The sequence below is a fragment of the Flavobacterium chungbukense genome (assembly GCF_020805785.1).
GTDB lineage: Bacteria > Bacteroidota > Bacteroidia > Flavobacteriales > Flavobacteriaceae > Flavobacterium > Flavobacterium chungbukense.
In genome coordinates, this window is record NZ_JAJGZV010000002.1 from 841082 (window position 1) to 862330 (window position 21249).

A 21249-nucleotide genomic window follows, 5' to 3' on the forward strand; every position below is an offset into this window, starting at 1 on the left:
AAATCATATTTTAAGACATGATTTTATACTAATATGGTATTTTTTGTAAGAAAGAAGGAAATTTTAGGAAGAATCAAAATTTCAATAAACTTTGAAAAATAACAACCAAATTAACAGAAACATAACATTAAACGCAAATTTTAACCTATAACGGTTTCGTAAATGAGAATATAGCATATAAATTGGAAAATATAGTTGTTAAAATAACACACATGTTGCTATAACTTTGCCTCAGAGAAAAGAACTAAAAAAAATTAATACTACAGAATATGAAAAAGATTATGAAATTAAGTTTAGTATGTGCAGTACTTCTAACAGGAATGAGTACTTATGCAATTGATGGAAATGAAGCATTAAATCTTCATGTATTAAAAGGAAATGGCAAGGTTATTGCATTTGGAATTAATCAACTTCAGAAAGCTACTATTAGTATTTATGATAATAATGGTACTTTATTATATACTGAAAATGCTTCTGGTAAAGAAGGAATTTTAAGAACTTTCAGTTTAGAAGAGTTTCCACAAGGAAAATATATCTTAGAAGTTGCTGATAGTTATAAAAAAGTAAAATACGATATCACAGTAGATTCTAAAAACTCAGTTTTGTCTTCAAAAGGAGTTTCTTCAGTTTACTAAGAAAATATTAAAGTTAAGTGTTACTTCACGACACTTAAAAATTTTATACTCTAATACAGTATAAAAAGTGAGGTTAGATAGTTAGTAAGTTAAAAACTTTCAAAAGTTTTAAAAACAGCTCTTTGTGGTTACTGAGCTGTTTTTTTTTGCTTTATACTTTTTTTTAAGGTTCTAAGATTCTAAGGTTCTAAGATTCTAAGGTTCTGAGATGCTGAGGTTCTAAGGTTTTTAGTTTATTGTTTTTACTTTACTCTTATATATAAAGATGTATTGTTGACAAACAGAATTGTAGACACAATTGCATTGTTGCTCCACAATTATATTCACAAAAGAAAAATCTCAGAACCTCAGCATCTCAGAATCTTAGAACCTTTTACCAATTCTTACATTTATTAAACAAACCTTTAAATCATTGCTGCTCTACAATTATATTCACAAAAGAAAAATCTCAGAACCTCAGCATCTCAGAATCTTAGAACCTTTTACTTATTCTTACATTTATTAAAGAAATCTTTAAATCATTGTAAAGTTAAAATCAACAAAAACATTGAAAAATAACAACCAAATCAGTCAAAACGATAAAAATAAACTCAAATTTTAACATATAACGGTTTCGTAAATGAAAATACAGCATATAAATAGGAAAATATAGTTGCGTTTTTATACTTACATCTGAAGTAATTTAGCATCAGAGAATTAGAACTATTAATTTAAAAATTAAGTCCCATGAAAAAGATTGCAAAAATGAGTTTAGTAGTAGCGTTGCTTTTCACAGGAATTAGCACATACGCAATTGATGGAACGTCGGAGTTTAATCTTCACGTACTAAAAGCTAATGGTAAATTGATCACGTTCGGTCTTAACCAAACACAAAAAGCCAACTTAGCGATATATGATAAAGAAGGAACTTTAATTTATTCTGAAACTGCTTCTGGCAAAGATGGAATTTTAAGAACTTTCAGTCTAGAAGAATTTCCAGAAGGAACTTACTTCTTAGAAGTTGAAGACAATACAAAAAAAGCAAAATACGAAATCACTGTAACTGACGAAGCAACTGTTTTATCTAAAAATGCTGTTGCATCTGTTTACAAATCAGGTTTTGCCAAAAATACTAGTGTGGCAACACGCTAAAAAATTTTTATACTCTCATACAGTATAAAAAGTGAGGTTAGATAGTTAGTAAAGTTTAAAAACTTTTAAAGTTTTAAAAACAGCTCTTTGTGGTTACTGAGCTGTTTTTTTTTGCTTTTTACTTTTTAAAGTTATTACACAAAGATCTACAATTTTTTTCGCAGAGATTCGCAGAGTTTTTTTTGAGCTTTGCGAATCTTTGTGTTTTTCTTTGTGAATCTTTGCGGAATAACTCACTCCACATGTAAATAAATTCTTAATCGACTGCAAAGTTAAAATCAAGCAAAACATTAAAAAATAATAGCTGAATTAACAAAAACGTTAAATATAATTTAAGTTTTAACCTATAACGGTTTCGTAAATGAGAATATAGCATAGAAATAAGAAAATACAGTTGCTCTTTTTCTTGATTTTCATAACTAATTTAGCATCAGAGAATTAGAACTAATAATTTAAAAATCAAGTCCCATGAAAAAGATTGCAAAAATGAGTTTAGTAGCAGCGTTGCTTTTCACAGGAATAAGCACTTACGCAATTGACGGAACGTCGAAGTTTAACCTTCACGTATTGAAAGCTAATGGAAAACTGATCACTTTCGCTCTTAATAAAGTGCAGAAAGCCAGCTTAGCAATTTATGACAAAGACGGAACGCTAATTTATTCTGAAAATGCTTCTGGTAAAGAAGGAATTTTGAGAACTTTCAGCTTAGAAGAATTTCCAGAAGGAACTTACTTCTTAGAAGTAGAAGACAATGTAAAAAGAGCAAAATATGAAATTAAAATAACTGAAAATGCATCTGTTTTATCTAGAAATGCAATTTCTTCAGTTTATAAATCTGGTTTTGCTAAAAATACAAATGTCGCTGCCCGTTAAGATTTTATACTAAGGGTATAAAATGAGGTAAGAAAAAATTAAAAAGTAAACTTTTAATGTCAAAAGAACAGCTCTTTGTTGGTTAACGAGCTGTTTTTTTGTGCTTAAAATTAAAGGTGGTTTTTACACTAAATCATTTTCTGAAAAAATATTCTTATTAATTCAACTATCTGATTTTTAAGCCGTAAAAAAAATCGAAAGAATTTAAAAAAAATAAATCCGCAATCCCAGTATTTACGTACATAGTTCAAACAAAGAATAGAAATAGTTTTAATTCAGCAACTTAACTGCTTAAAAATGCTGTTTTTTTGCTAAAAATTAAATTTCTATTTGTAGTTTTACGCGTTCCACATTTAGTAATTAACAATTAAAAAAAACATGACAAAATTTACCAAAGCTGGTTTAGTTGCTGCCTTTTTTTTAGCGACTGTGTTTACCTATGCCATTGAAGGAAAAGGTGACTATATTTTAAACATTAAAACAGGTAACGGAAAAGTAGTTAGCTTTACTTTAGACACTGTTGAGAGTTCATCTTTCTCTATTTATGACGAGAACCACAACTTACTTTATGCGGGAGACGCTTTAGCAGATAAGTTAGAGGTTTCAAAAACAATTAGTTTAGAAAACTTTCCTGCTGGAACTTACGTTCTAGAATTGAAAGCAAACGACAAAGTTGCGAAACACGAAATTAAAGTTGCTGCTAAAAAAGTTAAGACTGTAAAGTTAGACCAATCTGCAAACGAGAGTCCATCTTTCCGTCGTTAATTTTTTGCCCCTAAAAATTAGAAAAGCAGCTCGTACCAGAAGCTGCTTTTTTTATGTCTTTTTTTTTTAGAAAACATCTATAAATATTGTCATTTCGACCGAAGGGAAATCACACTTGTTACTCCGCAAAGATCTGTGACCGTTGCTGTGCGAAGTCTCCTGACTTCGTACCCACTGCTATATTCCGTACCAAAATTATTTTTATATTCTTTATGGATTATTGGAACGGGTACGAAGTCAGGAGACTTCGCACAGCAATCATCGAATTTTATAAAATGAAGACTTTTGAGGGTTGGGAATCACAGACTTTATGGAATTTTATTGTTTTGCTAGCGCGAGCGTCTCGCTCGTGCATTACTTTGAGTTCACTAGCGGGACGCTCGCGCCAGCGAGGGGAGAAAATCACACTTGTAACTCCGCAAAGATCTGTGACCGTTGCTGTGCGAAGTCTCCTGACTTCGTACTCGCCGCTATATTCCGTTCCAAAATTATTTTTATATTCTTTATGGATTATTGGAACGGGTACGAAGTCAGGAGACTTCGCACAGCAATCAGCGAATTTTATAAAATGAAGACTTTTGAGAGCTGGATACGTTATTGTTAGCAGAACTTTTCTATATTAATCGAACGGTTTTATATCAGTAAAAAATTCAATTGGCAAATAATATTCACTAAACTTGTTATTGATTGGGTTAAACCATTTTACTTTTACCGATTCTTTAGATACTAATCTTTTATTTTTCCCATCCTTATGAAATAAATCTTTATGCTCCTCTATTTTAAAACCACATGCTAGAAAATCAGGTGTAGCATAATTAACGACATATTGGATTATCTCTTTTACCTCGTCGGGAAGAACTTTCGCTTTATCTTTAGTTATCTTTATCGATGATCTTTTTTTTAAAATTTCCAGCTTTTTTGTTTTAAAATAAAGAATTTCTCCATATTTATAATCTGGCTTTTCGGGATAACTTAAAATTTCAGTTATTACTTTATTTTCATCCCTTTCACTTTTAGAACTTTTATTTGAAATTTTAAGCTCTTTGAAACTTTCAAGCATTTTTTCATATAAATGAACTTCTACAAATTCACTTTTGTTATCATCAAAATAAACACAGATATATTTAATTAGCTCTCCAACCTCTTTATTATTGACATCATCAGAAGTTTTCTTTTTTATATTTTCAAAAAAAACTTCTTTAATTATCATTATAGGAGGAACATATTTACCATCACCTTTAATGTAAGAATCAGAAAGTAAAGGATGTGTTTTAAAGGTTACAATGTCACCTACTTTAAATGCATTATTTAAGCTAGCCATGGGAATATATTTTTTAGTACAAATATTAATAAATTATTATATTTATCCCAGAGTAAGAAGTTCTTTAGTTAAAAAAATAAAACAATTATTGCGAACTAATGTAAACATTTGTTGTTTCAATTGATCCAGACCTTAGGGGAATAAATTAAATATGTGGATTAGTAAATCGGAACAATTCCTGAATTATCAGTAAAGAAATCGATTTAATTACTGATAATCTCAGAAATTGGAATATGGTATAGTACCAAGAGCATTTAGAAATTTTATGCTTCCCTCTAGAGAAAGCGAGTGAGTTTAAGTAGTTCATAAGTATTTTGTGAATTATATATATTACGAGTTTAGATTCTATGGACAAATCTACGTACAAGTACAGCGGGAGTCGTAAATCGGCTAATGGTTCAATTTCTATAATAGAGATGTTAAGTTTTATTTTGTTATAAAATCCGCGCGAGAACTTTTTACTCTATTTTTTTATATGACAACAAAAGATTGGTTTAAAGATCGAGGTTATCCTCACTTTTCAAATAGAACACCTCTATCGGTAATAAAAGAATGTGAACTATACGTTTCTAACAAGTCAAAAGTGGCTAAACATTCTTTTTTACCTTTAATTTTTAAAGAAATTAAACAACGCCGATACAAAAAGAGTTTTATAAAAGGTATCGTTAGGCGTTCACACAAAAGCCAAAAGAATAATAAAATTGTTTCAAATGCAAAAATTAGAAAAATACTCTATGCTAGTCATTTAGACTCACATATTTTTTCTTACTTCTCACAAAAAATTATAACTCCAAAGTATGAAGAAATATTAGAAAAAAATATACATCTTTCTAGTTCTATTACAGGTTATAGACAAATTCCAACAGCAGATAATTTAAAATTTAAAAATAATGTTCACTTCGCAAAAGACGTTTTTGATGAAGTTAAAAAAAGAGGGAATTGCGTAGTTCTGGGTTATGATATTGAAAATTTTTTTCCGAGTTTAAATCATAGGTTACTTAAATTAGCATGGGCAAGAATTATTGGTTGCAAATCATTGCCAAAAGATCATTATAACATATTCAAAGCTGCCACAAACTTCTCGTATGTGAAACTTAATGATTTAAAAACTTGCAAAAATCATTTTGATGAAAAAAAATTAGCGAAATATAAAAAACTTGGAAAAAATACTTTTTTTGAAAACATTAATGAATTAATCGATTCTAACATTATAATTTATAAAAACCAACAACATAAAGATGGAAAATTAATTGGAATTCCACAAGGATTACCTATTAGTGCTCTATTAGCAAATATATACATGTTACAATTTGATGAAGCAATAATTTCAGAACTTACTGAAAAATCAAACATTTATTACCGTAGGTATTCAGATGATATTATCTTTATCTGTTTAGCAAATGAGGTAGAAAAGGTCGAAGAATTTGTAAAAGAGCAAATAGAAAAAATTAAACTAATAATTTCTTTTGAGAAAACTGAAAAGACTCTTTTTAAATTCGATAATAATACCTTACAATCTTATAAAATAGAAGGAAACAATTTAATTAAAAATATACCATTAAATTATTTGGGTTTTGAATTTTATGGAAGCAAAACATTAGTAAAATCGAAAAGTCTAGCTGGATTTTACAGACGTATGAAAAATACAGTTAAAACAAAACACAATCGCGTTTTAAATATTAAACAAGACAGATTATTAGATTACGCTCCTATTTATAAAAGGAAAATTTACCGCTTATATAGTTTTAAAGGCACTAAAAATAGAGAATTACCTGCTAGTAGAATTACTTATAAAAACGAAAAAATAATTGTTAAAAAAACAACTAAAAAATATAGGGGTAATTACATAAAGTATATTTATCGCGCATCTGACGAAATGAAAGCACCTGAAATAAAACGACAAATAAGAAATCACTGGAAAATATTACAGAAAACTATTTCAAAATATAAATTTTCAAATGGAAAAGAATGATTTCGAATAGATTTTCAATTAAAAAAACCTCCCAAAAATCTTGAGAGGTTTTTCCATATCATTTAAAAAATAAAAAAATTACATATTCCTTCTATACTGCCCACCAACCTCAAACAACGCCGAAGTAATCTGCCCCAAAGAACAAACTTTTGTTGCTTCCATTAAATGATCGAATAAATTTTCGTTTTTAATAGCCGCTTGCTGTAAGGTATTTAAATGTTCGTTTACTTTTGCTTCGTGGAAATTATGCAAGTTATCCAACATCGTAATTTGATATTGTTTTTCTTCTTCGGTTGCGCGAATAACTTCTGCCGGAATTACTGTTGGCGAACCTTTTGAACTTAGAAATGTATTTACACCCACAATTGGGAAATCACCATTGTGCTTTAAAGTCTCGTAATACAAACTTTCTTCCTGAATTTTAGATCTTTGGTACATCGTTTCCATTGCGCCAAGAACGCCTCCTCTTTCTGTAATTCTGTCGAATTCTTGTAAAACTGCTGCTTCGACTAAATCGGTTAATTCTTCGATGATGAACGAACCTTGAATTGGGTTTTCATTTTTCGCTAAACCTAATTCTTTATTAATAATCAACTGAATCGCCATGGCACGACGCACAGATTCTTCTGTTGGCGTTGTAATTGCTTCGTCGTAAGCATTTGTGTGAAGCGAATTACAGTTATCATAAATCGCATATAAAGCCTGTAAAGTCGTTCTAATATCGTTGAAATCAATTTCCTGCGCGTGCAACGAACGCCCAGAAGTCTGGATATGATATTTCAGCATTTGTGCTCTTTCGTTGGCTCCGTATTTGTTTTTCATGGCTTTTGCCCAAATTTTACGCGCCACACGACCAATAACCGAATATTCTGGATCTACTCCATTTGAGAAGAAGAACGATAAATTTGGTCCAAAATCGTTGATGTTCATTCCGCGACTCAAATAATATTCCACGTAAGTGAAACCATTTGAAAGCGTAAAAGCCAATTGCGTAATTGGGTTCGCGCCCGCCTCGGCAATATGATATCCTGAAATCGAAACCGAATAGAAATTACGAACGTTTTTAGTAATAAAATATTCCTGAACGTCACCCATTAATCGCAAAGCAAATTCAGTTGAGAAAATACACGTATTCTGCGCCTGATCTTCTTTTAAAATATCAGCCTGAACTGTTCCACGAACTTGAGCTAACGTTTTTACTTTTATTTCGTTATAAACATCCAAAGGTAAAACCTGATCTCCAGTAACGCCCAAAAGCATTAATCCTAAACCGTTGTTTCCAGCAGGAAGTTCACCTTGGTATCTTGGTCTTTCGATTCCTTTTTCTTTGTATAATTTGTTGATTTTTGCCTCAACTTCTTTTTCTAATTCATTTGCCTTGATGTAAATCTCACATTGCTGATCGATTGCGGCATTCATAAAGAAACCTAACAACATTGGCGCAGGTCCATTAATGGTCATACTTACCGAAGTCAAAGCATGAACTAAATCGAAACCTGAATACAGTTTTTTAGCATCGTCTAGACAGCAGATTGAAACTCCTGCATTTCCAATTTTTCCGTAAATATCCGGACGCAAATCTGGATCATTTCCGTATAAAGTTACACTGTCAAAAGCTGTCGAAAGACGTTTTGCTGGCATTCCTGCACTTACGTAATGAAAACGTTTGTTGGTTCTTTCTGGTCCGCCCTCGCCTGCAAACATTCTCGACGGATCTTCGCCTTCACGTTTAAACGGATACAGTCCCGAAGCAAAAGGAAATTCTCCAGGAACATTTTCCTGCAAATTCCAACGTAAAATATCGCCCCAACCTTCATATTTAGGCAAAGCAATTTTCGGAATCTGTAAATGTGATAAACTTTCAGAATGCGTTGCAATCTTGATTTCTTTATCACGAACTTTAAACGAGTAAACTGGATTTTTATATTTCGCTACTTTTTCATCCCAATTCAGAATAATTTCCCAATTGTACGGATCTAAATCCATTTTTACTTTATCAAACTGATTCAGTAAAAGATTTAAAAATATTCTGTTTTCGTCGTGTTCAGCAAATCCGCTTGGTAAAACTGTAGAATCGTCGATTCCTGCTTTATTTATTTGTGGAATTTTCCCAGAAACCGATTCAATGGTTTTGAAAATTCCGTATAATTTCTGTGCTACTTTTTGCTGCGAAAGAGCAATTTCATCATAAGATCTGTTATTCTCTGCAATTTCAGATAAATAACGCGTTCTGTGTGGCGGAATCACGAAGATTTTCTCGCTCATTTCTTTTGTGATTTCAAAAGTCGATTTCAATTCAGAATCGGTTTTTTCAACCACTTTATCCATAATTGCTTTATAAAGCGTGTTCATCCCAGGATCGTTAAACTGCGAAGCAATCGTTCCGAAAACGGGCATTTCATCTGGATTCTTTTCCCAAAGATTATGGTTTCTTTGATATTGTTTTTTTACATCGCGTAAAGCATCCAATGCTCCACGTTTATCAAATTTGTTTAAAGCCACTAAATCGGCAAAATCAAGCATGTCGATTTTTTCTAATTGTGTTGCAGCTCCAAACTCTGGTGTCATTACATATAAGGATACATCAGAGTGATCCATAATCTCGGTATCAGATTGTCCAATTCCCGAAGTTTCCAAAATAATCAAATCGTATTTTGCGGCTTTTAAAACCTGAATCGCTTCGGCAACATATTTAGACAAAGCCAAATTCGACTGACGTGTTGCCAGCGAACGCATATATACGCGAGGATTATTAATAGCATTCATACGGATTCTGTCTCCTAAAAGTGCTCCTCCCGTTTTTCTCTTCGAAGGATCCACAGAAATTAATCCGATTGTCTTCTCCGGAAAATCAATTAAAAAGCGACGAACCAATTCGTCAACCAAAGAAGATTTTCCGGCACCGCCCGTTCCTGTAATTCCTAAAACTGGAATTTTAGAACTTTTATTAGTATCGTGAATTTTATCAAAAACTGGTTTTGCAATTTCTGGGAAATTTTCTGCTGCTGAAATCAAACGCGCAATTGCGGTTGGAATTTTATTCTCAATATGATCGATTTCTCCATTTAATTGATCTCCAATAGGAAAATCAGATTGTTGTACCAAATCATTAATCATTCCTTGAAGCCCTAAAGAACGGCCGTCGTCTGGAGAATAAATTCTTGTAATACCATATTCATGTAATTCCGAAATTTCGCTTGGCAGAATTACGCCGCCACCGCCTCCGAAGATTTTAATGTGTCCTGCTCCTTTTTCGCGAAGCAGATCATACATATATTTAAAGTATTCATTGTGTCCGCCTTGGTACGAAGTCATGGCAATAGCATTGGCATCTTCCTGAATTGCGGTATTCACCACTTCTTCGACACTTCGATCGTGACCAAGATGAATTACTTCAACTCCTGTTGACTGGATAATACGGCGCATTATATTAATAGCAGCATCGTGTCCGTCAAAAAGTGAAGCAGCAGTAACAATTCTTACTTTATTTTTAGGAATATATGGTATTTGTTGTTCCATTTTATGAATATGATAATTTTATGACGGCAATTTACAAATTATTTTAATATTTGGTGTTTACTATAGCTTTATGTTAACAAAAAAATATATCGTTTTCGTAATCACTAGGGTAACAAATTTCATAACTAACTGATTTATATTATATAAACCTACAACGTGGCAATTTTGAAAAATCTAAATTAAATAAAACAACTCATTATCAATAACCTAAAGTAATTTTACAATGTAGAAACGACCCCAAATTTTTACCCAAAAACTTTAAATCTAAGTATAACGTAAAAATTAAATGAAAATGAAAACTTTATATCCACTAAGCTTAATTATTGCTCTTAGCTTTAGCATTGTTTCCTTTAATAAATATGAGGAGAAAAAAACTAAAGAGAACAAAAATGTAAATTACACCTATAACACTGTTAACGATAATGAAGATGATAACAGTGAAATTTCAAATGACTTCTTTAAAAGATACTCTGATTTGAAAAAATATAAATCTGATGTGATGTCATTATACAAAAACAGAACGCTAGGAAGTATTTGGTTTGATGAAAATGAAATCAACGAATTTGGTTCTGTATTGTATGAAAAAGCAAAAAAAACAAACGATTTAATTGTTCCGTACCAAAAAGAAATAGATCTGTTATTTGATTCTAAATCAGAATCAAATATTTCTAAAACAGATGCTGATATGCTTTTAAGTTCATTGTATGTAATGTACACCAAAAAAAATAATGCTGACAAAAAGAAATTGGCTTATGATGTAATGCTTAAAGATTTCTTGAACTACAGCACTATTGAAGAATCATCTGCAACTGCAAATCTTGATGCAAAAGTAGAATATGACCAATATTACAAATTACAGGATGTTCTAAAAAAATATAAAAAATTAGACCGTTCTCATAAATGGAAACCAATTGAAACTGAAGTTCCATACAAAGATTTACGCCCAGATGCTGTATCTAATACTATTGCGCAAGTTAGAACCCGTTTGTATTTATTGGGGGATTTAAAACAGGATTCTAAAAGCGATGTTTATGATAGAGAATTAATGGATGCTGTAATGAAATATAAAGTTCGTAACGGATTTAAACCAAACTACATTTTGGCTGAAGAACATATTAAAGAAATGAACGTTCCTCTTTCTGAAAAAATGGAAACTCTAATGCTTAACATGGAAAGATGTCGCGCAATTTCTTCTCAAATTGCCGCTAGTGATGAGTATGTACTGGTAAACGTTCCTTCTTATGAAATGGTGTATGTTAAAAATGGAAAAGTGCAGTTAACTTCACCTGTTTTTGTTGGGGCGCCATTGACTAAAACTACGATTTTTAATGGTGAAATTGATAGAATTGTTTTTAGCCCGTATTGGACAGTGCCGCAAAGTATTGTACAAAACGAATTAAGATCTAAAATTGCTTCGGATCCAAATTATCTTGCAGAAAAAAATATGGAAATGGTAAATGGACAAGTAAGACAAAAACCAGGTCCAGATAATTCTCTAGGATTGGTGAAATTTATGTTTCCAAATCCAGATGACATTTATATGCATGATACACCGTCTAAAACTTTATTTGATTTTGAAAAAAGAACTTTCAGCCACGGTTGTATCAATGTAAAACTGGCTAAAGAATTAGCCGTTGCCATGTTGCAAGATTATCCAGAATGGACACAGGCAAAAATTGACAAAGCGATGGATGGTAAAACAGAGAATAGTTTTAAACTAGCTAAAAAAGTACCAATCTATATTGTTTATTTTACATCATTGGTAAATGAAAATGGTGAAATTGGTTTCTTTCAAGACGTTTACGAGAAAGATAAAGAAGTTACTACCGAAAATGCAGTTGTAACTCAATAATATAATTATACTAAATTTTAGAGAGAAGTTATCAATCTTAGATAACTTCTCTCTTTTTTAATCTATTTTAATATCAAAAAACAAACCTAACCTATTATTTCAAAACCCTTTAGAGGTAAAAACATCTATTAAACTTCATCAATTTTGCAATGCAGATTTTGTAATATTTAAAAATAACTATTATGAAAAACAAATAACACAGAAGGCTTAACAATGTTTGAAATAAATGTATTAGTACAGCAGGGTGGAAAATTTGTTGTTTTTCCGAATACAATTTCAAAACTCTATAAGAAATTCAAACTTTCAAATGTTTATTTTGTTCGCCCAAATGAACACACTTTTAAATATGCACTGAAACATTTTTTTCTGAATTTATCACTAAGTTGGCGTATTATTCCGTACGGACCGATATATGTCCTTAAATCAATTTATTATTTGATTAAGGGAGGAAAAGATTATACGCAGGATATTTTGAATGAACTAAAAAATAACAACCCTATATACCATTCCGATTTACAATATTTGAATCATTCTTAATTTGGAAGGTAATTATTTATATACTATTCTAGACTTTAAAATTTATCTTAACTGATACCCTCAATATTTTGACTTAAAATGCCATTTTAAAAACCTTTAGAGGTCTATATCGGACTAGGTTAAATGGAGATTTGCACATTTATATTAATCCGTGCAAATAATGAAGAAGTGCATTTTAATTTTTAATCTTATTCTAACAATTTTGCTGATTTCCTGCAATAATTTGGCAAGTGAAAATGAGATTTCATTTGATGGAATTAGAAAACCTAAACCTCCAAAAGCCATAGGACCACCACGTATATTATTTGTTGGAAATAGCCATATTGAATATTTTGTAAGTACACCTACTTTATTTAAAGAGTTATGTGATGCCAATAATATAAATATTAATGTCCAGCAATTGGTTACAATGGGAGTATCACTTGATAAAGTTTATTATACAAACAAAACAGAAGCCAACCAGAATTTTTCTAACATTGACAAGGATGGCAATTATTACGATTACGTTGTACTTCAGGAATCGACACCAATTGCATTAAAAAATGTCGAAAAATACAGAACTAATTTAAAACTATTTGCAGAAAAGATACATCAAAATAGTCCAGATGCGGCAATATATGTGTATCAAAATATGTCTCCACTATCTTATACAAATTCACAATACGATAAATATCATAAAGAATTACGCAAAAATACCATTTTAGCCGCTGCTTTTATCAAAAATGCTGGTGTATTACGAGTCGGAGATGCTGTGAAAGATGCCTACGATGGTAAAAATGGCTATCAATATTTAAAAAATAATAAAGACAATCTTCGTGACGGTAAACATGTCCTTCACTTTTTAAACGATGGCGGATTTTTACAAGCTGTCTTGCTTTATTCAACAGTATTTAATACAACACCCATTATTCCTAAAAAACTTATTTTAAGCACCGGAACAGGAGATAATGACAATATGAGAAAGCAAGCTGTCCATAATGCTATAAGCAATCCAAAAGCATTAGAAGAAATTGCTTTTAGCAACCGATAATCTTACTTAAAAATTCAAAATCACCTTCTAAATTTAAAAGGTGATTTTTTTTTACGAAAACCTTAAAAATAAATCCGTTTTCAAAATTTACATTTTCATTAAAAAAAGAATTAAAAAAACAACTAAATACATTTTGAAGCAGTTATTTTATTCCCATTTTTAAACAATTGCAATATGTGTTATTTATTAAACAAAATCTTGCTTTGCTTGGAATAAATTTGTGGCTTTATTTTTGAATAAGTAGTACTTTTGAAACTTAAATAAAACTCCATAATGAAAAAGATTTTACTATTAGCCGTTACATTTTCGCTGACTTCTTGCGCGCAAGTACAACAGACCCTAAATCAGCTTCCTCAGTTATCTTCGCAAATTCCTGTTGGCGGTGTTGATATTGCTTCTGGTTTGAAAGAAGCGCTGAATAAAGGAATTACACAACAAGTAAGTAAATTAACCGCTGTTGATGGATTTTATAAAAATGAAGCTGTAAAAATTTTAATGCCGGAAGAATTACAAAAAGTGGATGCAACATTACGAAAAGTGGGTTTAAGTTCTCTTGCAGATGAAGGAATTAAAATGCTAAATCGTGCCGCAGAAGATGCTGTAAAAGAAGCAACTCCAATTTTTGTTAGCGCAGTTAAAAACATGTCATTTACTGACGCTAAAAATATCCTATTAGGAAATGACAGTGCCGCTACAGCTTATTTACAAGGAAGCACTACAACAGCTTTATACGGAAAATTTAATCCCGTAATTAAAAGCTCATTTGAAAAAGTAGGTGCCGATGTAGTTTGGAAAAACATTATTACAAAATACAATACAATTCCATTAGTAAAAAAAGTAAATCCAGATTTAACAGATTATACTACAACTCAAGCTTTGTCTGGAGTTTTCAAAATGATTGCTGTTGAAGAAAAAGAAATACGAAATAATATCTCTGCAAGAACTACACCTTTATTAAAAAGTGTATTTGCACTGCAGGATGGAAAATAGATTTTTCTAAGGTTCAAAGGCTGAAAGTAACAAAGGTACAAAGCAACCTTTGCAACTCTGCACCTTTATCACTTTGTCACTTTGTCACTTTGTCACTAACCAAAATAAACCAAATCAAATGCAGAAAATTACCATTCTAATTCACTGTAAAGACCAAAAGAATATTATCGCATCAGTGACTACTTTTATTGCTAAAGTGGGCGGAAATATTACTTACATCGACCAACATGTTGATGTAGAACAGAACGTGTTTTTCATGAGATTGGAATGCGAATTTATCAATTCTCAAATAACGATTGAAAGCTTTAAAGAAGATTTTGAGCAAACGCTTGCGTCTAAATTTGATATGTCTTGGGATTTATACAGTCAAGATCAAAAACCAAAAATGGCCTTGTTTGTGTCTAAATACGATCACTGCCTTTTTGATATTTTGGGGCGTTACAGCGCTGGTGAGTTAAATGTCGAAATTCCGTTAATAATCAGTAATCACAATGATTTAAGGTCAATTGCAGAACGTTTTGATATTCCGTTTCATCTTGTTCCTTTTACAAAAGACAATAAAGAAGAAGGCGAAGCAAAACAAATTGAATTATTAAAAAGATATGAAATCAGTTTTATTGTTTTAGCACGTTATATGCAGATTATTACTCCAAACCTGATTTCGCTTTACGAAAATAAAATCATTAACATTCACCATTCTTTTTTACCAGCTTTTCCTGGCGCAAAACCGTACCATTCTGCCTTTAAACGCGGAGTAAAAATTATTGGTGCTACAAGCCATTATGTTACCGAAGCACTAGATGAAGGTCCGATTATAGAACAGGATATTGCGAGAGTTTCGCATATTCATTCTGTTGAAGATTTCATTATGAAAGGCCGTGATTTAGAAAGAATTGTTTTGGCAAGAGCCATAAAACTGCATGCTGAACGTAAAACAATGGTTTACAGCAACAAAACTGTTGTTTTTTCTTGATGGTTTTTAACGCAAAGTTCGCTAAATTTTGTTTTTGTGCGTATTCTTACATTTAACTGGACTGAAGTCCAGCTCTACAATATAGATCAAGCCGAAGGCTCTTTTTTCGTTCCGAAGGAACAATTTATATTGTAGAGCTGGACTTCAGTCCAGTTTAAATTTTTATTTATATAAAAAAACAAACCCAACAGATTTTAAAATCTGCCGGGTTTATCATTTAGAGTAACTTAGAAACTTAGTTCCTTAGCATCTCAGAACATTATTTAACGAGCCACAATCCTCAACCTTGGATCATCAAAAGCATCCACTTCGGCTATTGTCATTCCAAGTGCATTTGCTACGCCTTCTCCATATGCAGGATCCGCTTTGAAGCAGTTTCTGATGTGACGAACCTGAATAAATTTCTGTGCTCCTCCTACCTGACCCGCAGTATTTTTAAACAAAAGCTGTTTTTTCTCTGGTGTCAATAAATTAAACAATAATCCTGGCTGAGTAAAATAATCACTATCATCTTCTCTAAAGTTGTGCGCATACGCATCGCCATAGATTGCCAAAGGCGGTTCTTTTACTTCTGGCTGATCTTGCCATTCACCAAAGCTGTTTGGTTCATAATGTTTTCTTCCTCCATAATTTCCATCAACGCGCATTGCTCCATCTCTGTGAAAGCTATTGTATGGACATCTTGATGAATTTACCGGAATCTGATAATTGTTGACTCCTAGGCGGTAACGGTGCGCATCTCCGTAAGAAAATAAACGTCCTTGAAGCATTTTATCTGGAGAAAATCCAATTCCAGGAACAACGTGAGCAGGATTAAATGCAGCCTGTTCAACCTCTGCAAAATAATTTTCTGGGTTTTTATTTAACTCAAATTCCCCAACTGGGATTAGTGGAAAATCGCCTTTTAACCAAACTTTCGTTAAATCGAACGGATGAAAACGATACGTTTTTGCTTGTTCTTCTGACATGATCTGAACGAACATTTTCCATTTTGGAAAATTCCCCTCTTCAATCGCATCAAATAAGTCTCTTTGGTGACTTTCTCTGTCGCGTCCTACTAATGAAGCCGCTTCCTCGTCTGAAAGATTCTCTATTCCTTGTTGTGAAACCAAATGAAATTTAACCCAATGTCTTTCGTTTTGCGCATTAATAAAACTAAAAGTATGACTTCCAAAACCGTGCATTTCTCTGTACGATCTCGGAATTCCTCTATCACTCATTACTATAGTAACTTGGTGCAAAGCTTCCGGTAATAATGTCCAAAAATCCCAATTGTTATCAGCACTTCTCAAATTGGTTTTTGGATCACGTTTTACTGCGTGGTTTAAGTCTGGAAATTTCATCGGATCACGAAAAAAGAATACTGGAGTGTTGTTTCCTACCAAATCCCAATTTCCTTCATTTGTGTAAAATTTCATGGCAAAACCACGAATGTCTCTTTCGGCATCAGCAGCACCTCTTTCTCCTGCAACAGTTGAAAAACGTACAAACATCTCCGTTTTTTTACCAATTTCTGAAAACAGATCTGCTTTTGAATATTTGGTAATATCATGTGTAACGGTAAAAGTTCCGTAAGCACCAGATCCTTTTGCGTGCATTCTTCTCTCCGGAATTACTTCACGATCAAAATGCGCCATTTTTTCTAAAAACCAAAAATCCTGTAATAAAACGGGGCCGCGTGGACCTGCTGTTTGAATGTTTTGATTGTCTGGAACGGGAGTTCCTGTTGCAGTTGTTAATTTTTTGTGTTCTTCCATTTTGCTGATTTTTAATGTTTTATCAAATATACAAACTAATCGATATCATATCAATAATCAAAATTGATTGTTATTATATTTTAATAATAAAAAATTATCAAACCTTGCAGAATACTCAAAACAACCATTTTATAAATCTTAACTTATGGTCAACAAAGTAATAACAAAACCTTAACAGCATAACATCGATTTATGTCTGACCTTTGTAATGTAATAAACTGGTTATTTATTATTTTGGTTTTGGTTAGTTAAATGATGCCGGCGTCTTCGAGATGTCGGCATTCTTTTTTTTATATTATTTTGTTTCTAATAATTTGCTTTGAGTATAATTTTTAACGCAAAGAGCGCTAAGTTTTTTTTCTTTAGAAGTTTTATAAAAAGTAAAGTTCGCAAAGCTTTGTAAAAAAATTGCATAATTCTTAGCGCTCTTTGCGATTAAAATCAAAGTTTATAAATCAAACTTGAAATACGATACTTAAACAAAAAGCTTCATTTTCAAACATTAACTAATATCCAACAAAGTAATAACAAGATCTTAACAGCATAACATCGATTTATATCGGATCTTTGTAATGTAATAAACTGGTTATTTATTATTTTGGTTTTGGTTAGTTAAATAATGCCGGCGTCTTTGAGATGTCGGCATTTTTTTTGTTGATTTTATTTCAGGTTTAAAGTTGCTTTACTTTGTAGTTAGTTTTAACGCAAAGAGCACTAAGATTTTTTGTTTGAAGTTTTATATAAAACGCAAAATTCGCAAAGCTTTGTCTAAAAAACTTTGCGAACTTTGCGTAAAACTTTGCAAACTTTGCGGTTAAATTTTACAACTTGAAACTTGAAACTTGAAACTTGAAACTTGAAACTTGAAACAAAAATACTAATCCCTTAATCTTTCGTGAAGCAATTTGAAATACGGGAAAGCCTTTAACAATCTACTTCCGTGCCATGAGAACATTTCACCGTCTACAAAAATAGTTTTGGCATGATGTGTAAATCTTCCAATTTCGAAAGCATCTTCTTCTTTAAAAGGATAAGGTTCTGAAGAAAGAAAAACAAGATCAGGATCTCCTTCCAAACGCAATTTCTTTAACTCTATTTCAGGATAACGGCCTTTGTCTTCGTAAATATTCTTAAAATGATTGAGTTTTAATAACTCATTTATATAAGTATCATTTCCAGCAACCATATAAGGATCTTTCCAAATAAAATAAGCTGCTTTTTTCTCTTTAATATCTTTTATATAATTTTTGAAATCGCTCAAGGCGAAAGCCAGTTTATCATTCCATTTTTGAGCTTCGGTTCTACAATTGAACAATTGACCAAAATCTGAAATCATTTGAAAATTATCTTCAATTGAAATAATATTTGTCACCCAAACTGGACAGATTTCCTGTAGTTGTTTTACAATTTCCTCTGTGTTTTCTTCTTTATTACAAATAATAATATCTGGTTCTAAAAGTTTTATTTTTTCAAAATGAATTTTCTTCGTTCCGCCAACAATTTTTTTGGTAGACTTAAAATGAAACGGATGCACACAGAACTTTGTAATTCCGATAATTTTTTCTTCTAAACCTAAATCATATAATAATTCGGTTTGTGAAGGAACTAAAGAAATAATACGTTTTGGAGTTATTTCAAAAGAATGAATCGTTCCTAGTTGGTCTTGAAATTGTTTCATTGATTTAGATTGCATTATTTTAACCGCAAAGTTCGCAAAGATTTACGCTAAGAACACAAAGTTTATTTTCCTTGCGAACCTTGCGAAAAACCTTAGCGAACTTTGCGGTTAAGTTATTTATAAAGTTATTTAAAACTTAGAATCAATAATTTCAGCCATTTCCAGCTGCACTTTCAAAGCTTGTTCTCTAGCCTTTTCAGCAAAATCAGTTCCTTTTGAAGCGTAGATAATTGCTCTTGCAGAATTTACCAAAAGACCAATTTTGTCGTTCATACCGTATTTACAAACTTCCGACAAACTTCCACCTTGAGCGCCAATTCCTGGAACTAGCAAGAAACTGTCTGGAACAATCTTTCTGATTTCGGCAAAATATTCTGCTTTTGTAGCGCCAACTACATACATTAAGTTTTCGCTATTTTTCCATGTTTTAGAAGTTTCTAGAACTTGTTTGTATAATTCTTTTCCGCCTGTATTTAAAGTCTGAAAGTCGAAAGCACCTTCATTAGACGTTAAAGCCAACATTATAGTATGTTTGTTTTCGAAAGCTAAAAAAGGTTCTACAGAATCTTTTCCCATATATGGAGCAACAGTTACACTATCAAAATTCAAATCTTCAAAAAAAGCTTTTGCATACATACTTGAAGTATTTCCGATATCGCCACGTTTAGCATCGGCAATGGTAAAAATATCAGGATAATTTTCGTTGATATAATTAATTGTTTTTTGCAGAGACATCCATCCTTTAATTCCGTAAGCTTCAAAAAAAGCCGTATTAGGTTTATATCCTACCGTTAAATCATGTGTGGCGTCGATGATAGCTTTATTAAATTCGAAAATAGGATCTTCGGTTTCTAATAAATGCTGTGGCATTTTCTCCAAATCCGGATCTAAACCTACGCATAAAAATGATTTTTTTTGAAGAATTTGTTCGTGTAATTGTTGTGTTGTCATATTGTGTTTTGCTTGTGCAGCAAAATTACAAATTATAATTGTGAATTGTAAATGGTTAGTGGTTGATTGTTGATGGTTTGTGGTTGATGGTTTGTCATGCTGAGCGAAGTCAAAGCACTTTGCACCCTTAGACTTCGCTCAGGTTGACAATTAAAAGGATATTATAAGTTGCGTTTTTAATTCTCTAATTCTCTAATTCCCTAATTCCCTAATTTTCTAATTTTCTAATTAACATTGAATTCCTATAACATCCGTCTAAAATTATGTAAGAAAAAAAAAGATGCGCTCTGTTATCTTTGAAAAAACACATAAAAAGACACTTATGAGCCCAAATATCGGAATTACGCCTGCAAATTTAAAAAAGAGTGCTTCTATTTTAGGAACAATCTTATCTAACGAAATGACTTTATATGTAAAAACCAGAAAATTTCACTGGAATATTTCTGGGAACAGCTTCATGGAATTACATAAATTATTTGAAGAACAATATCGAATTTTGGAAGCTCAAATTGACGAAGTTGCTGAACGCATCAATCAATTAGGAGAAAAAACAATTGGTACGATGAAAGAATTTATCGATAATTCTACATTAAAAGAATCTCCTAAAGAATATGCATCACAAAAACATATGCTTTCTGAGCTTTTAGAAAATCACGAACAATTAGTAACCGAATTCAGAAGTTATATTCCAATTTTTGAAGAGGAAACAAAAGATATTGGTTCTGCTGATTTTGTTACCGGATTGCTGCAAGAACACGAAAAAATGGCTTGGATTCTGAGAAGATATCAAGTTTAATTGAAAATAGAGAACAAATCGATTCAAAAACTTGAGTAAAATGAGAATTATGCAACAGCATTTGAAATTAATGTAACAAAAAGCAGATTCTAAATCCGACCTTTACAATATTAATAACAATAAATAAAAATATCATGAATAGTACAGAGATAAAAGGAAACTGGAATGAGTTAAAAGGGAAATTGAAGCAAAAATATGCTGATCTAACTGATGATGACTTGCTATATGAAGAAGGAAAAGAAGATGAAATGTATGGGAAAATTCAAAAAAAATTAGGTCAAACTAAAGAGGAATTTCATAAAATCTTGTCTGATTTGTAATTATTTACAAGTCAACCAAAAAATACCGTCTAGTACATAAAAATATTAGGCGGTATTTTTTTGAGGGTTTTTATTTAAAAAAAAGAAAATATCTAACAATTCTACACTGTTTAAACGCGGTAACCAAAAATAAAATAAGTATCTTTAAC

17 protein-coding genes are annotated in these 21249 nt (G+C 31.6%); 12 read left to right on the forward strand and 5 right to left on the reverse strand.

The features are described 5' to 3' along the window. Positions 1-269: 269 nt before the first annotated feature. The 4 genes from LL966_RS08950 (at position 270) to LL966_RS08965 (ending at position 3404) form a co-directional block, all read left to right on the forward strand. The gene (locus LL966_RS08950; protein WP_229352539.1) at positions 270-635 is read left to right on the forward strand and encodes a DUF3244 domain-containing protein; all 366 of its coding nucleotides are present in this window, start codon (positions 270-272) and stop codon (positions 633-635) included. 726 nt (positions 636-1361) lie between these two features. After that, positions 1362-1766, forward strand: coding sequence for a DUF3244 domain-containing protein (locus LL966_RS08955; protein ID WP_229352540.1), 405 nt, complete (start codon positions 1362-1364; stop codon positions 1764-1766). A gap of 468 nt (positions 1767-2234) precedes the next feature. Then, complete coding sequence (locus LL966_RS08960; protein WP_229352542.1) at positions 2235-2639, forward strand: secretion protein; 405 nt, start codon at positions 2235-2237, stop codon at positions 2637-2639. Positions 2640-3017: 378 nt separating this feature from the next. Beyond that, positions 3018-3404, forward strand: coding sequence for a secretion protein (locus LL966_RS08965; RefSeq protein WP_229352543.1), 387 nt, complete (start codon positions 3018-3020; stop codon positions 3402-3404). A 619-nt stretch (positions 3405-4023) separates the two neighbouring features. Here LL966_RS08965 and LL966_RS08970 read toward each other — a convergent pair. Next, the gene (locus LL966_RS08970) at positions 4024-4725 is read right to left on the reverse strand and encodes a nuclear hormone receptor family protein (RefSeq protein WP_229352545.1); all 702 of its coding nucleotides are present in this window, start codon (positions 4723-4725) and stop codon (positions 4024-4026) included. A gap of 475 nt (positions 4726-5200) precedes the next feature. Here LL966_RS08970 and LL966_RS08975 point away from each other — a divergent pair, with 475 nt between their 5' ends. Continuing rightward, positions 5201-6697: a reverse transcriptase domain-containing protein gene (locus LL966_RS08975; protein WP_229352547.1), complete on the forward strand. Its 1497-nt coding sequence runs from the start codon at positions 5201-5203 to the stop codon at positions 6695-6697. A gap of 78 nt (positions 6698-6775) precedes the next feature. On the opposite strand, the gene LL966_RS08980 is transcribed toward LL966_RS08975, so the two are convergent. Then, positions 6776-10216 (reverse strand): methylmalonyl-CoA mutase family protein, encoded by a 3441-nt coding sequence (locus LL966_RS08980; protein WP_229352549.1) that lies wholly within the window; start codon positions 10214-10216, stop codon positions 6776-6778. 292 nt (positions 10217-10508) lie between these two features. On the opposite strand from LL966_RS08980, the gene LL966_RS08985 reads away from it, so the two are divergent. The 5 genes from LL966_RS08985 to purU all read left to right on the forward strand — a co-directional run bounded on the left by LL966_RS08985 (position 10509) and on the right by purU (position 15598). Then, positions 10509-12068, forward strand: a complete 1560-nt coding sequence (locus tag LL966_RS08985; protein WP_229352551.1) for a L,D-transpeptidase family protein — start codon at positions 10509-10511, stop codon at positions 12066-12068. Between the two features lie 213 nt (positions 12069-12281). Beyond that, entirely contained in the window at positions 12282-12605 is a 324-nt protein-coding gene (locus tag LL966_RS08990) for a hypothetical protein (RefSeq protein ID WP_229352552.1), read from the forward strand. 160 nt (positions 12606-12765) lie between these two features. Beyond that, positions 12766-13635 (forward strand): SGNH/GDSL hydrolase family protein, encoded by an 870-nt coding sequence (locus tag LL966_RS08995; protein WP_229352554.1) that lies wholly within the window; start codon positions 12766-12768, stop codon positions 13633-13635. Between the two features lie 273 nt (positions 13636-13908). After that, positions 13909-14625: a DUF4197 domain-containing protein gene (locus LL966_RS09000; protein WP_229352555.1), complete on the forward strand. Its 717-nt coding sequence runs from the start codon at positions 13909-13911 to the stop codon at positions 14623-14625. Positions 14626-14743: 118 nt separating this feature from the next. Further along, on the forward strand, positions 14744-15598 hold the full coding sequence (purU, locus tag LL966_RS09005) for a formyltetrahydrofolate deformylase (protein WP_229352557.1): 855 nt from the start codon (positions 14744-14746) through the stop codon (positions 15596-15598). 263 nt (positions 15599-15861) lie between these two features. Here purU and LL966_RS09010 read toward each other — a convergent pair whose 3' ends face one another. From LL966_RS09010 to pyrF, 3 genes are all read right to left on the reverse strand, one after another. Continuing rightward, entirely contained in the window at positions 15862-17355 is a 1494-nt protein-coding gene (locus tag LL966_RS09010; protein WP_229352559.1) for a catalase, read from the reverse strand. 877 nt (positions 17356-18232) lie between these two features. Beyond that, positions 18233-19033: an ABC transporter substrate-binding protein gene (locus tag LL966_RS09015; protein ID WP_229352560.1), complete on the reverse strand. Its 801-nt coding sequence runs from the start codon at positions 19031-19033 to the stop codon at positions 18233-18235. Positions 19034-19162: 129 nt separating this feature from the next. Further along, complete coding sequence (gene pyrF, locus LL966_RS09020; protein WP_229352561.1) at positions 19163-19984, reverse strand: orotidine-5'-phosphate decarboxylase; 822 nt, start codon at positions 19982-19984, stop codon at positions 19163-19165. 322 nt (positions 19985-20306) lie between these two features. Here pyrF and LL966_RS09025 point away from each other — a divergent pair, with 322 nt between their 5' ends. Further along, on the forward strand, positions 20307-20780 hold the full coding sequence (locus LL966_RS09025) for a Dps family protein (RefSeq protein ID WP_229352562.1): 474 nt from the start codon (positions 20307-20309) through the stop codon (positions 20778-20780). A gap of 134 nt (positions 20781-20914) precedes the next feature. Beyond that, positions 20915-21100, forward strand: a complete 186-nt coding sequence (locus LL966_RS09030; protein ID WP_229352563.1) for a CsbD family protein — start codon at positions 20915-20917, stop codon at positions 21098-21100. Positions 21101-21249 lie beyond the last annotated feature (149 nt).